This is a genomic window from Neobacillus sp. OS1-2 (assembly GCF_030915505.1).
Classification (GTDB): Bacteria; Bacillota; Bacilli; order Bacillales; family Cytobacillaceae; genus Neobacillus.
Genome location: NZ_CP133265.1, coordinates 3091780 through 3106011 on the forward strand (window position 1 = coordinate 3091780; position 14232 = coordinate 3106011).

Below are 14232 nucleotides of genomic sequence, written 5' to 3' on the forward strand. Positions count from 1 at the left end.
AAAGGAACAAACCAGCAGATTCTATTCTCTGAAGGTTTGTTCCTTTTTCTTGATGGCCGTAATCGTTGGAAATTCAAAAAGAAAGATTGTCCCTTTGCCTACTTCACTTTCTACCCAAATCGACCCATCCATTGCACGGACAATACTATAAACGACCATCATTCCGAGCCCAGTTCCCTTTTTCCCTTTTGTGGAATAGAAAGGTTCTCCTAATCGTTCCAACTGCCCATTTGTCATTCCCACACCTGTATCTTCGACTTTAATGGTTACAGAGCTTTGGCTAAATTCGGTTGAAATGGTTAAATACCCACCTGACGGCATTGATTCAATTGCATTTTTGAGTACATTGACAAAGCACTGTCGAAACTTCTGTCCATCCCCCTTTATAAAACCTATGACGGAAAAGTTAGTAATAATTTCAACTGAATTTTGTTTTGCTAAGGGTTGAAGAATATTGATAATTTGCCGGAGTTCACTTTTTACATTCAATTCCTCAATCGTCTCCAAAGATGGCTTGGCGAAGGTTAAGTAATCCTGAATGACCCTTTCAGCAGAATTTAATTCCTCTTTCACAATGGATAAGTATTCTTTTCTTTTTTGTCTTGAAAGGTAATCATCTTGGAGAAGTTGAACAAATCCACTGGCAGCAGTTAAAGGATTTCGAATTTCATGGAAATAGCTGCCCCCATTTGCTCGACTGCCTTTAGTTTCTCTGCTTTAATAAGTTGCTGCTGCATTTCATTATTTTTTCTAACAAATTCAATCCCATACGAAATGATGCCAATCCCGAGCGAAGGAACAACAAGGTAGGCAAACCAAGCATCAAACAAGTCTGAGTGTTTTTGCGTGAGGCTCATCCCGAACACGGTCAGAATAGCAAGGACCATCCCCATACAAATCGTTATAAAAATTCTTCTTTCAGGGGATTGTTTCAAAAACCATGGATGTACCTTCCAAAAAAATATGGCAAATGGTATATAAAGGATAGTTGTTTCTATAAAACCTATATCCAATCCGTAGAGGATTCTTAAAAAAACTAGAGCTAAAATAAGTATTGGCCCGATTCCAACATAAAGTCCACCAAGGACGAGGGGAATAATCCTTAAATCGTACCTAGTAAAAGGATCGGGGGTATAGGAAAACTGAATACAAAACCATAATGTCGCAATAAAAATAATAATTAATGAAGATTTAGTAGGGGCAAATTTTTTACCCTTTTCGAGAAATATCAAACAAAAAAAGAGAATAACGATAAAAAGGGAGAGATTTAAGAAAAGGTGTTTCGTAATTTCCATTTCCTTCACCATCCAAAACTTGTGCTCCGCCCCTTTTCCGCTACAGGGCTTATAGGAAAATTTTACATGTATTTTCCGCAAGTTACAACAAAATTTGCAAAATATTTGGAAAAGGGGGAGCTTTTGACGAAAAAACAAACTAAAAAAAGGAAAGGATACCATTTTTGATTTCCTTCCGCCTTCTTGAATAGTATAGATGGTATTTAATTGCCTATTGCTAATTCTTTAGCAGCAAGTCTGGCATTTTCCTTTGCCTTTCCAATAATTTCTGTTACCTTTTGTGGAAATAAATCGAATCCTTCCGCGAGTATAGTTTCCATCACCTCAATCCCCAAGAAGCGGAGTGCTATTTTTAAATAGCGATCACCTGATTCCATTTCCTGCATCGGTGTCCCTGTATATTGACCGCCTCTTGTTTGGATGTGAATAGCTTTCTTATTCGTTAAAAGACCTTTTGGCCCGTTGGGAGTATGAACAAATGTCTTTCCAGCTACAAACAAATTATCAAGGAAGGCCTTTAAAACCGCAGGGGAACTCAAATTCCACATTGGGGAAACAAAAACATAATAGTCATAACTAATAAATTCATCGGCAAGGGCATGCATTTTGAGGATTTTTTCTCGTTCCGGATCTGTCAGCTGATCAAGAGTATAGCCATAACCAGCTAATTTGCCTCTAGCAGAAACGAGATCCGCATCCATTTGGGCAAAATCTAAAGTGAACAAATCCATTTTCTTTATTTGTACGTCAGGAAGTTCCTGCTTAAAAGTCTCAAGAAAGGCTTCCCCAATTTGCAGCCCCTTTGATTTTTCTAACCCTTTTGGATTTGCTGTCACATACAGTAGCTTTTCCATTCCTACACAACCCATCTATTTAATTTCATTTATATATTTATTATAGAAAAGAAACCTATGCCCAATATTGAACAAAGCGTGAAATTCTTGAACATTAAATGACTTTTAATCATGATGTGAGTTAACCATAAACAAAATGAACAAACTATGTTTAATTGATTTTTTGGAGGTATAGATGATGAAGGAGAAGAAGAATGAAAAAGTCATGATTGTTACAAATGAGGCAATAAGGGGCAAGCCCTATCTTGATATTGATCGTGTCATTCTAGAAGGAAAAACTGCCGACTCGGCTCAAAAAGAAAGGGATAACAATTGAGAGTAATGAGGTATCTTTTTGTCTAGTAAGTATAGAGGATGTAAGTTGTGGTAATTTCCACGACTTACATCCCTTTTTTACACACGGCTTCAAACAATACTGAGTTTAAAAATTCAAAAAACATTTTATCAGCGCTTACAAAAAGTTGTTGACGTATAAAAGGATGGGTGATATTCTAAATGTACAAATTAATTTGTAAGTTTAATAAACAAATTAATGGAATTTAAAACCAATCTCGAGTTGGAATGGAAATTTTTTAAACGTAAATGAAAAGGGTTTCATGTTTAGGGAAAAGAAAATCCAGATAAAAAAAGGCATATTTGTAAGAGATATCTCCCAAATACAGCTAATCAAATGGAGGGGTTAGAAATGGGTCAACCTGCTAAAAAATTAGATACGCCAGCAACAAATATCATTGGAAATGCTGTCCGTCCTTTTGGGATGAGGGATAAAATTGGTTATATGTTTGGTGACTGGGGCAATGACTTTTTCTTTATCTTAGCAGCATCGTTCCTCATGGTTTTCTATACAGATGTATATCATATAAGTCCAGCACTTGTAGGAACTCTCTTTTTAGTTGCCCGTTTGTGGGATGCTATTGCAGATGTAACGGTTGGGCGTTTCATTGACTCAAGAAAAGCCGGGAAAAACGGCAAATTCAGACCATGGATTTTCAGAATGTCTTTTCCCCTTGTAATAGTGGGTGTAATAATGTTCGTTCATATCCCAGGGATGTCTACTGGATTTTATGAAGCCTATGCATTTGTAACCTATCTTTTATGGGGAACTTTATATAGCACTGTGAATATTCCATACGGTTCTATGGCGTCTGTGATGACCGCAGATCCAGTTGAACGAACAACCTTATCAACCTTCCGTTCACTTGGTGGAGCGTTAGCGGGATTAATTATAAACGTTGTTGGTCCATTAATCTTATTTGTAGATAATAAGGCTGATGCAAATCGTTTTATTCTCGGTGCCGTCATTTTCGGTGTTCTTTCTCTAGCATGTTATATGGCTTGTTATACATTAACAGTTGAACGAATTGTTGCTCCTAATTCTGAAACACCAAAAGGAAACTTTGCCCAAACAGTAAAAGGCCTTGGAAAAAACAAACCATTAATTTGGATTTTAGTTGCTTCATTACTTTTCTTGGTATGTTTCATGCTCGTGGGTACAGTAAATGTTTACTTATTTAAAGATTATTTCAGCAACGCCAAGGCATTAAGTATGGTAGGTCTTATCCAGACAGTTGCGTTAATTATTGCTATGCCGATGGTTAAACCGTTAGTAGCTAAGTTTGGTAAAAAGGAATTAGCATCTGCAGGACTACTTCTCTCTATTGTTGTATACGCGCTATTATATTTCTTGCCTAACTTAACTGTAGGTCAATTTACCGGTGTTTTAGCTGTTGGAATGTTTGGATTCTCCTTCTTTAATCTAGTGATTTGGGCATTCGTAACAGATGTCATTGATTATCATGAATACGTAACTGGATTGCGAGAAGATGGAACTGTATACTCTATCTATTCATTTGCTCGTAAAGTAGGTCAAGCTGTTGCTGGTGGTCTCGGTGGTTATGCGATTGCAGCAGTTGGATATAATTCAGCAAGTCAGACACAAACACAAGAAGCACTGCATGGTATTCATTCACTGGCAACTTTAGTACCTGCCTTACTTCTTCTAGTTGTATTCTTAATCTTGGTATTCTTTTATCCATTAAATAAAAAACGTACTATTCAGCTTACAGCTGATTTAGCTGAAAGAAGAAAGGTACGAAACTAAATCACAGTATTTGTAAAGTCATCCCCGGTTACCCATATGAATGGTAATCGGTTTTTTTGTATGAAAAGTGATATTTAAAACCGTTTAAGAAGTCCAGAAAAAAAGAACCTTCTGCTTCAACAGAGGTTCTTCCATTTAAAGTAGTGTGCATTATTTGTTTCCGCTTTCATTTTTCTCCCTTTGGTCATTGTAAGTAAAATTCAGCATTGGCACCTCAAGGAATTGTTTAATAGCAAGTGCGCATGCTCCAAGTCCACAGGATTTTTTTCCAATCGTAGAAATCAATAATTCACGATAGTGGCTGATGGAAGAATGTAGGTTATTACGGATTTTCTCCAAAGAGTTCGGAACCATCTGCAGCAATTCACTATCCAATACAAGTACGTCTGGATTGTACATGTTAATCATATTATTTAATCCAATTGAAAGGTAATAAATGAATTGCTCCAGCAACTCGTGTACCTCTTCGTCACCTTCATCCAGCCATTGTTGAATTTGTTCATAGGTTAGATTTTTAATCCCTCTTTTTTCAGAAAGATAATCAAAAATACTCGATTCTGAGGCATACTTTTCCCAGCATCCTTTGTTTCCACAGTTGCAAGGTTTTCCACCTGGCATGATAATCATGTGACCTGCTTCACCCGCGTACCCGTCATGACCGCGAAAAAATTCGCTGTTCATCATCATCCCGAGACCGATTCCAGAGTAGAGGGTAGCACATAAAAGATTATTCGTTTCATGGTGCACAAACACTCTCTCTGCGAACGCAGATAGATTTGCATTGTTTTCAAGATATATATTGATACCCAGTACATTTTCTAAATCATTTTTCAAGTGTACATCATGCCAGTTAAACTTGGGTACATAATGCACAAGTTCGTCTGTCGAGACAAGGCCGTGAATAGCAATGACAATTCCAACAATCCCATAACGACTGTCAATACACTCAGATCTGTATTTTTGAATCTGCTCAAGTAAGAGATGCAGAATCTTATAGTAATCTGTAGTATCTATTCCAATAGTAGTAGAAGAAATAGGCTGACCTAAAAGATTGGAAAGGGTAAATGATAGTTGACCATAATCGAGGTCAATTCCAAGTGCATAGCCAGCTTGTCCATTTAAAGACAGCATGATTGGCTTCCGGCCGACATGATTATGCTCTAGTTGTGTTTCGACAATTAATCCTTCATCTAGTAAGTCTGCTACTTGTGCTGAAATCGTTGCTCGTGTTAGAGCAGTGACTTTTGATAAATCCGCCCTTGAAATCATTCCTTCTTTTACAATTTCTCTGATGATTAAGGAGCGATTAATTTTTTTGATATAAGCCGCATCACCGGTAACCATACTTATCCTCCATTTTCATTCTTACAATCTACAACCATTATAACAGGTAATGACATGCATAGTTTAGCATATTTATTTTAAATCATAAATTGTCAATTGACGAAACAAACTAAACATGATAATGTAGAAATATAGTTAATTTGTTTAATAAACAAATTAAAGAGGAAGACGCGATTTTTATTTTTTTATACCTTGGAAGGGTTTACAAAAGAGCATGATAGTAGTATTTATTTCAGTAAATCGGGAGGAATTTTGATGAAGTCCTTTTTAGACAAACACTTTTTGCTAAACACAGACACCGCAATCAAACTATATAAAAATGCTGCAGCCGAGGCACCCATTTTTGATTTTCATTGCCATTTGAACCCACAAGAAGTATGGGAAAACAAGTCATATGAAAATATAACTCAAATCTGGCTTGGGGGAGATCATTATAAATGGCGGACTATGCGGATGCATGGTGTAGCGGAAAAATACATTACCGGTGATGCTACGGATTGGGAGAAATTCGAAGTTTGGGCAGAAACGATGCCTCATTTAATCGGAAATCCTGTTTATCATTGGGCACAATTAGAATTGAAAATGTATTTCGGTATTGATACACTACTAAGTCCGGAAACAGCCCGTGAGGTATGGGAAGAGTGTAACGACAAATTACAAATGCCTGAATTTAGTGCGAGAGCATTCATTGAGAAATCTAATGTGAAGTTTATTGGTACGACAGATGATCCAATTTCAACCCTTGAATACCATCAATTATTAAAAAATGATGATTCATTTAAAACAATGATTGCTCCAACATTCCGTCCGGATGGTGCACTTTTCATTGATCGTCCTACCTTCACTAGCTGGATTGGAAAGTTAGCTCAGGTTTCAGGTATAAATGTAGATACATTTGATGGATTTATAGGCGCACTGAGACAGCGGGTTGAATTTTTTCATGAAAACGGTGGCCGTGCTTCCGATCATGACATTCAAAAAATGGACTATGTGGAAACAACGAAGGATCAGGTTGAAGCTATTTTCAATAAACGTTTAAACGGGGAACCACTTACAAATGATGAAGTAGTAGCGTATCGTATTTTCGTTTTGAAAGAGCTAGGAAAAATGTACGCTGAAAAACAATGGGTTATGCAGCTTCATATGGGTGCAATGAGAAGCAATAACTCGAGAATGAAAGAGCTAATTGGACCTGACACAGGATTTGATTCTGTTGGCGAAGCGAATATGGCTGAAGGTCTGTCCCGCTTCCTAGATGCACTTGATCAGGAAAATGCCTTACCAAGAACAGTATTATTTAACTTAAATCAAAAAGATAATGTCGTTTTAGCAGGGATGATGGGGAACTTCTATGAAGAAGGAATTCCAGGAAAAGTCCAATTAGGCTCTGGCTGGTGGTTCCTTGACCATATTGATGGCATGGAAAGACAAATGAAGGACTTTGCTAATGTTGGCTTACTCAGCCACTTTATTGGTATGCTGACAGACTCACGCAGCTTCCTTTCTTATGCACGTCATGACTATTTCCGTCGCATACTTTGTAACATTCTTGGTGGATGGGTAGAGCAAGGCTTGGCACCGAATAATATGAAGCATATGGAACAAATGGTACGGAATATATGCTATCATAATGCTGAAAAATTCTTTTTAGAAAGATAATGGCTTCAGAAAGACAGGGAGAGCCACGTCGAGGGTTCTTCCTTGATTACATTTGTAAAATAAGTGTTTAATTAGATGAGTTAAAATAAAAAATAGGTTAGAATAGGATAATATTGATTTTAGAAAGGAAAGGGATTAAATATGTCAAAACAACAAATTGGTGTAGTTGGCCTAGCGGTAATGGGGAAAAACCTCGCTTTGAATATTGAAAGCCGCGGCTATTCGGTTGCCGTTTTTAACCGTTCATATGATAAAACTGAAGCGTTTCTGAAAAATGAAGCGGAGGGTAAAAACTTTGTCGGTGCTCGTACCGTTGAGGAATTTGTTCATTCGTTAGAAAAACCACGTAAAATCTTATTGATGGTTAAAGCTGGTAATGCAACAGATGGAACGATTGATTCATTAAAACCATTCCTTGAAGAAGGCGATATCCTCATTGATGGTGGTAATACCTTTTTCCAAGATACAATTAGACGTAATAAAGAACTTGCAAATGCAGGGTTCCATTTTATCGGAACGGGTGTTTCCGGCGGTGAAGAAGGGGCATTAAAAGGTCCTTCCATTATGCCTGGCGGTAATAAAGAAGCCTATGATTTAGTAAAGCCAATCCTAGAGGCGATTTCAGCTAAGGTTGAAGGGGACCCATGCTGTACATATATTGGACCAAACGGTGCAGGTCATTATGTGAAAATGGTTCATAATGGAATTGAATATGGTGATATGCAATTAATTTGTGAAGCATACTTTATTCTGAAGAATGTCCTTGGTTTAAGCACTGAAGAGCTTCATGGTGTGTTTGCAGAATGGAATAAAGGCGAGCTTGACAGCTACTTAATTGAAATTACCGCAGATATTTTTACAAAAGTGGATGAAGAAACAGGAAAACCTTTAGTTGACGTGATTCTAGATACTGCTGGTCAAAAAGGAACTGGTAAATGGACAAGCCAAAACGCTTTAGATTTAGGTGTCCCGCTTCCCATCATCACAGAATCAGTTTTTGCCCGTTTTATCTCAGCAATGAAAGAAGAACGTGTGAAGGCTAGTCAAGTTTTAAATGGTCCAGCTGTAAAACCATTTGAAGGAAATAAAGAAGAATTAATTGAAGCAGTTCGTAAAGCACTATATATGAGTAAAATTGTGTCATATGCACAAGGCTTTGCCCAAATGCGTGTGGCATCTGAAGAATACGATTGGAATCTTCAATACGGAAATATCGCGATGATTTTCCGCGGCGGCTGCATTATCCGTGCTCAATTCTTACAAAAAATTAAAGATGCGTACGACCGTGATTCTCAGTTAGCAAATCTATTATTAGATCCATACTTTAAAGAAATTGTTGAAGGGTATCAACCGGCACTTCGTCAAGTGCTTTCAGTAGCTATTGAACGTGGTATCCCAGTGCCATCATTCGCAAGTGCTATCGCATATTATGACAGTTATCGTACGGAAACACTTCCTGCAAACCTATTGCAAGCACAACGTGATTACTTTGGTGCCCATACGTATCAACGTGTGGATAAAGAAGGAATATTCCATACAAATTGGATGGAAAAGTAAGGCTTTTCCACATCTTCTATAAAAGAGACAAAACAAAGCATAAAAGGCTTGTTTTGTCTCTTTTTCTTTATTATTGACTAAGGTTTCAGCGCAAAAAGCAATACCAGTCAAATAAAGAAATAAATTAAGCATTTCGAGAGAATGATTTTTAAGTCATTTAGGTCTAAAATAAAAATGTAAATTGATACCGCTTACTTAGAAAGGTATGAGTGCTATGGATTTGGAAGCAGCTATAAATAATCAAAGTATGATGAATAAATGGATCACTGCAGCTTACAGAGTTCAAGGTGTGCATTCCTATTCCTTTCAGTATCATTCCCATCATGAATATGAAATTTATTTCTTTTGTGGTGGTGATTGTAAGTATTTAATTAGTAATCGGATTTATGAACTGGAGCCTGGTGATATCATTCTATTGGATGGCATGACACTGCATAAACCGAATCCGAAAATAGAAAGTACCTATACAAGAAGTATGCTTCATTTTTCACCCACATGGATGGCAGAAATTGCAGCAGTTCTAGGGATTCCTAATTTGTTGGATCCATTTAAGAAGCTCAATAATTATCTACTACGAACGGGCTACAATGAATCTGGCCAATATATTGACCAACAGATAAAGAAAATCGTAGGACTTTTGGCCTGGATGAATGAAGAAATGCTCCAGACAGGCACAAATAATAGGCTGTTAGAGGCCGAAGTAAAGCTGGAATTAGTTCAACTACTCGTAAAAATATATAAAATGAGTCAAGAAGAATTAGCACATGTTTCGAATAAAAAAACAGAAAAAGAAGTCCATGCCGAGGCCATTGCCTCATGGATAAAAGACCATTTTGCTGAAAAAATGAATTTGGATCGGATTTCGACTGAACTAAATTTAAGTAAATATTATACTTCACATGTTTTTAAAGAGATTACTGGTTTTACTGTGATGGAATATGTGATGGGCTGCAGGCTTAATCAGGTCAAGTTTTTATTAGAAATGGAGCCTGACCTCACTCTTGCTGAAGTTTCAAGTGCAGCTGGATTTGAAAGTCTTGCCCATTTCAGCCGTTATTTTAAGGAAAAGGTAGGGGTTACGCCCTCTCGTTACCGCAAAAATAAACGAATAGCCGATACATCGGGAACAAAGGAGGATTCGCTATAAATGAATCAGGATTTATGGATTTCCGGCTTTTCAGATGAAATCTCGTCTGATTTTGAGACACAACTTGAGGTTGTTTCAAACCTTGGCATGCGTTATCTCTCATTACGGGGCATTGATGGGAAAAACATCGGCGACTTTACAGTTGAAGAAATAAAAGAAAATGTACAGCCAAGGTTGCAAAAATATGGTATTCAAGTTTCTTCAATCGGTTCACCGATTGGGAAAGTATTTATCAATGATGAAGAAGGATTTGCAAAGCAAAAGCTGATGTTGGACACGCTTTGCCAAATTAGCAATTTGCTTGATTGCCAATATATACGAATCTTCAGCTTCTATATTCCTAAAGGTGAGGATGCAGATCAATATCGTAGTGAAGTGGTAGGTAAGCTTAAGGAATACGCTGCCATTGCAGCAAAGTACAATGTGATATTGCTGCATGAAAATGAAAAAGATATTTTTGGTGATATCGCGAGACGCTGTCATGAGATTTTAACGGAAGTAGGATCTCCTTATTTTAAAGGGATTTTTGACTTTGCTAATTTCGTACAGTGCGGAGAAGATACACAGGAGTGTTACGATCTCTTAAGAGATGAGATTGTTTATATACACATTAAGGATGCTGTAACAGCGGATAGCCAAAATGTTGTCTGTGGAACTGGCGAAGGAAAAATACCAGAATTGTTAGCCCAGTTTATGAAGAGCGGCTATAAGGGATTTTTAACGCTTGAGCCACATCTTGTCATCTTTGATTCTTTAAAGGACTTAGAGCTAGAAGATGCATCCGAAATTATTAAGGACAACAAAGGGCTAGACGGTGCCGGCGGTTACAAGCTTCAATATGAAGCCTTATTAGACATTCTCAACAAAATGGAAAGCGAGGGAAATTAATTATGGCAGATGTAAGATTAGGGATTATTGGATTAGGTGCAGAAGGTGGTATGTACGCTAATTTTATCGCTGAAGGTAAAGTGCAAAACATGGTGATTGGTGCAATCTGTGATAATGATCCTGCTAAAAAACAGGTTGCAGAAGAAAAGTATCCTGGTGTTCCTTTCTACGATAATTATATCGATATGCTTGAAAGTGGTGACGTAGATGCGGTCGTTACAACTGTTCCACATTACCTCCATCCAGAAATGGGAATTGAAGCATTAAAACGTAACCTTCATGCGTTAGTGGAAAAACCAGCTGGTGTTTATACAAAACAAGTGAAAGAGTTAAACGATTTTGCAGCAACAAAGCCTAAACTTAAGTTTGCCATCTTCTTTAACCAACGGACAAATCCGCTTTATAAAAAAGTAAAAGAACTTATTGATAATGGTGAAATTGGCAACATTCGCAGCACCAACTGGATTATTACTACTTGGTGGAGACCTCAAGGGTACTACAATCAAAGTGAATGGAGAGCAACTTGGGGCGGGGAAGGCGGCGGTGTCCTTGTAAACCAAGCACCACACCAAATTGACTTGCTTCAATGGATTTGCGGTATGCCGAAAAAGGTTTATGCAAAATTAAACTTTGGCTATCAAAGAGATATTGTGGTTGAAGACGATGTAACTGCCGTTTTTGATTATGGAAATGGTGCTACTGGTGTATTTGTAACTAAGACACACGATGTAGTAGGGACAGACCGTTTAGAAATCCATGGCGATAAAGGAAAAATTGTGGTTGATGATAGTAAGAAAATTACGATCAAACGCCTAAATAAGCCTGAAAATGAAATGAGCGCAACCATGAGCATGCAAGATGTTATGAGTATTTTCATGGGTGGCGGTCAAGGTGATATTTTCACTGAGGAAGTAATTGAATTTGAAAGTGTTTGGGGCGGTCAGCACATTGCTGTATTAGAAGACTTTGCTTCCGCGATTGTAAATGGTACACCATTACTAGCTCCAGGCAGCGACGGTATTAATGGTGTTAGACTTGCAAATGCCATGCACCTGTCAAGCTGGTTAGGAAAAGAAATTGATGTACCATTTGATGAAGATTTGTTCCTAGAAGAATTAAATAAAAGAATTGCTGAAGAAGGTAAATATCCGGTTAGAAAGTAATCACCACACGAAACGAACTCATTGCTGCTAAAGCTTTGAGTTCGTTTCAAAAAGGGGAAATGCTTATGCTAAAAGTAGCGTTAATTGGGCTAGGGGATATATCTAACATACATCTGCCGGCGATAAAAGCAAATCCGAATGTTGAATTGACCGCGGTTTGTGATATAGATGAAGGTGCTAGAAAAATTGCCCCTGAAGCACGCTTTTATACCGATTATCAAGAAATGTTGGAATCAGAAGCATTAGATGTTGTTCATATCTGCCTGCCACATTATCTGCACAATCCAGTGACAAAGGCATGTGTCGAAAAAGGTGTTCACGTATTTCTTGAAAAACCGCTTGGCCTGAATACGGAAGAAGCGCTTGAGCTAGTAGAGCTTGAGCAAAAACATCCGGATATAAAAATTTGTGTTTGTTTTCAAAACAGATACAATGAGTCGTTTGAAATGCTTCAAGAGATCGTTGTGAGCGGCGAGTATGGCAGGATCGTGGGGATTAAGGGGCTTGTTGCATGGTATCGGCCTAAATCCTATTATGATCGTAAGCCATGGCGCGGACAAATGAAATATGCCGGCGGCGGCGTAATGATCAATCAGGCGCTTCATACGATGGATTTGATGCAATTACTTGGAGGGAAAATGGAGTCAATCCGCGGAAATGTGGATCAGCTTCTAGATTACGGAATTGAGGTAGAGGATACAGCAACAGCACGTATTCAATTTGCGAACGGTGCCACAGGTTTATTTTTTGCTACGAATGCAAATGCCGTGAATTCCAGTGTAGAACTTCAAGTCATTTTTGAAAAAGGGAAATTTACGATTAAAGATAGTATTTTAACTAGGGTAAATGAAGATGGGAAAAAGGAAGAATTAGTAGAGGATGCCAAGCTCCCTGGAACTAAATTTTATTATGGGGCAAGCCATGCAAAATTAATTCACTTATTCCATCAATGTATTGTAGAAGATACTAACAACTATGTTCTTGCCAAAGATGCACTTGTGGCGATTCAAATGATTGATGCTATTCGCAAGTCTTCAGAATTAAAACAAACCGTCAAAATGGAGGGATAAACAATGGAAAAAGGTAAAATTGGCGTGCAAATGATGATGCTAAAGGGCAAAGTGGAAGAACTAGGTGCCTATGAAACCATGAAAAAAGTTAGCGAGCTTGGCTATCATGCGGTAGAAGTTTCGCAAATTCCTATGACTCCAGAAAATGTTGCTGAATTAAGAAGAGCGAGTGTAGACTTCGATATTAAAATTGCTGCCATGTCAGCTGCTTTAGAACCAATGCTTCCAGGTGCTCCTGGTGAGACCTTAACAAGTGATTTTGATAAAATTGTGAGTGATTGTAAAGCGCTGGATTGTAACTTTTTACGGATCGGGATGCTTCCATTAACATGTATGGGGCATAAAGATAAAATTATGGAATTTATTGAAAAAGCAGAAGCAATGGCACATAAATTAGCTGATCACGGAATCGAATTATACTACCATACCCATCACCTCGAATTCCAAAAATACGATGGTGTCTACCTCTTGGATCTCATTAAAAATAACACATCTAAGCTTGGCTTTGAACTGGATGTTCACTGGATTCAACGAGCAGGTGAAAATCCTGTCGAGTTTGTTAAGCAATATGCAGGCCGAATTTCATTATTGCACTTAAAAGATTATCGAATTGGTCAGATGGATTTAAGTAACGTTGACTTTAAAGATATGGCTAAATTCTTTGATATCTTTACGAATACAATTGAATTTGCAGAGCTTGGAGAGGGTAATCTAAATATCAAAGCAATTGTAGAGGCTGGACTTGAAAGCGGCGCACAGTATTTCTTAGTTGAACAAGATGATACCTATGGCCGTGATCCGTTTGAGTGTCTTGAAATCTCTGCAAAGCACTTAAGAGAATTAGGTTTTGGTGATTGGTTTTAATAGGTAATAGGGGAAAGCAGCTGTATGTGCAGCTGCTTTTTCTCATTTGAAGAAAACAAAAAATGCAAAACTTCAAGAATCCCGGAAGAAATGCCCGATAGATGGATTCTAAAGGACAAAACTCAGAGAATCCAGAGAGAAATGCCCGATAGATGGGTTCTAAAGGACAAAACTCAGAGAATCCAGAGAGAAATGTCCGATAGAATGCCTCTAAAGGACAAAACTTCAAGAATTCCGGAAGAAATGTCCGATAGAAGCACCTTTCAAATACTGATATAGGAAAGTACCAC

The 14232-nt window shown here is 37.8% G+C and carries 13 protein-coding genes; 9 read left to right on the forward strand and 4 right to left on the reverse strand.

Annotation, left to right across the window (positions count from 1 at the left end; translation table 11 throughout):
- Positions 1 to 21 precede the first annotated feature (21 nt).
- From RCG19_RS15250 to RCG19_RS15265, 3 genes are all read right to left on the reverse strand, one after another.
- Positions 22 to 666: an ATP-binding protein gene (locus RCG19_RS15250; RefSeq protein ID WP_374049618.1), complete on the reverse strand. Its 645-nt coding sequence runs from the start codon at positions 664 to 666 to the stop codon at positions 22 to 24.
- The gene (locus tag RCG19_RS15260) at positions 651 to 1295 is read right to left on the reverse strand and encodes a hypothetical protein (RefSeq protein ID WP_308107823.1); all 645 of its coding nucleotides are present in this window, start codon (positions 1293 to 1295) and stop codon (positions 651 to 653) included. Before RCG19_RS15260 ends, RCG19_RS15250 begins: the two co-directional genes overlap by 16 nt.
- A 203-nt stretch (positions 1296 to 1498) precedes the next feature.
- Positions 1499 to 2149: an FMN-dependent NADH-azoreductase gene (locus tag RCG19_RS15265; RefSeq protein ID WP_166243018.1), complete on the reverse strand. Its 651-nt coding sequence runs from the start codon at positions 2147 to 2149 to the stop codon at positions 1499 to 1501.
- A gap of 175 nt (positions 2150 to 2324) precedes the next feature.
- On the opposite strand from RCG19_RS15265, the gene RCG19_RS15270 reads away from it, so the two are divergent.
- Positions 2325 to 2465: a hypothetical protein gene (locus RCG19_RS15270; protein WP_308107825.1), complete on the forward strand. Its 141-nt coding sequence runs from the start codon at positions 2325 to 2327 to the stop codon at positions 2463 to 2465.
- Between the two features lie 369 nt (positions 2466 to 2834).
- The gene (locus RCG19_RS15275; RefSeq protein WP_308107826.1) at positions 2835 to 4250 is read left to right on the forward strand and encodes an MFS transporter; all 1416 of its coding nucleotides are present in this window, start codon (positions 2835 to 2837) and stop codon (positions 4248 to 4250) included.
- Positions 4251 to 4400: 150 nt separating this feature from the next.
- Here RCG19_RS15275 and RCG19_RS15280 read toward each other — a convergent pair whose 3' ends face one another.
- The gene (locus RCG19_RS15280; RefSeq protein WP_308107827.1) at positions 4401 to 5594 is read right to left on the reverse strand and encodes an ROK family protein; all 1194 of its coding nucleotides are present in this window, start codon (positions 5592 to 5594) and stop codon (positions 4401 to 4403) included.
- A 255-nt stretch (positions 5595 to 5849) separates the two neighbouring features.
- Here RCG19_RS15280 and uxaC point away from each other — a divergent pair, with 255 nt between their 5' ends.
- From uxaC to RCG19_RS15315, 7 genes are all read left to right on the forward strand, one after another.
- A complete protein-coding gene (gene uxaC / locus RCG19_RS15285) occupies positions 5850 to 7253 on the forward strand; it encodes a glucuronate isomerase (RefSeq protein ID WP_308107828.1) in 1404 nt (467 codons plus the stop codon).
- A gap of 141 nt (positions 7254 to 7394) precedes the next feature.
- Positions 7395 to 8810 (forward strand): NADP-dependent phosphogluconate dehydrogenase, encoded by a 1416-nt coding sequence (gene gndA, locus RCG19_RS15290; protein ID WP_308107829.1) that lies wholly within the window; start codon positions 7395 to 7397, stop codon positions 8808 to 8810.
- A 214-nt stretch (positions 8811 to 9024) separates the two neighbouring features.
- Positions 9025 to 9957 (forward strand): AraC family transcriptional regulator, encoded by a 933-nt coding sequence (locus RCG19_RS15295; protein WP_308107830.1) that lies wholly within the window; start codon positions 9025 to 9027, stop codon positions 9955 to 9957.
- The gene (locus tag RCG19_RS15300) at positions 9958 to 10845 is read left to right on the forward strand and encodes a sugar phosphate isomerase/epimerase family protein (protein WP_308107831.1); all 888 of its coding nucleotides are present in this window, start codon (positions 9958 to 9960) and stop codon (positions 10843 to 10845) included.
- A gap of 2 nt (positions 10846 to 10847) precedes the next feature.
- Entirely contained in the window at positions 10848 to 12008 is a 1161-nt protein-coding gene (locus RCG19_RS15305; RefSeq protein ID WP_308107832.1) for a Gfo/Idh/MocA family protein, read from the forward strand.
- Between the two features lie 65 nt (positions 12009 to 12073).
- Positions 12074 to 13078, forward strand: a complete 1005-nt coding sequence (locus tag RCG19_RS15310) for a Gfo/Idh/MocA family protein (RefSeq protein ID WP_308107833.1) — start codon at positions 12074 to 12076, stop codon at positions 13076 to 13078.
- 3 nt (positions 13079 to 13081) lie between these two features.
- Positions 13082 to 13942, forward strand: coding sequence for a sugar phosphate isomerase/epimerase family protein (locus tag RCG19_RS15315; RefSeq protein WP_308107834.1), 861 nt, complete (start codon positions 13082 to 13084; stop codon positions 13940 to 13942).
- Positions 13943 to 14232 lie beyond the last annotated feature (290 nt).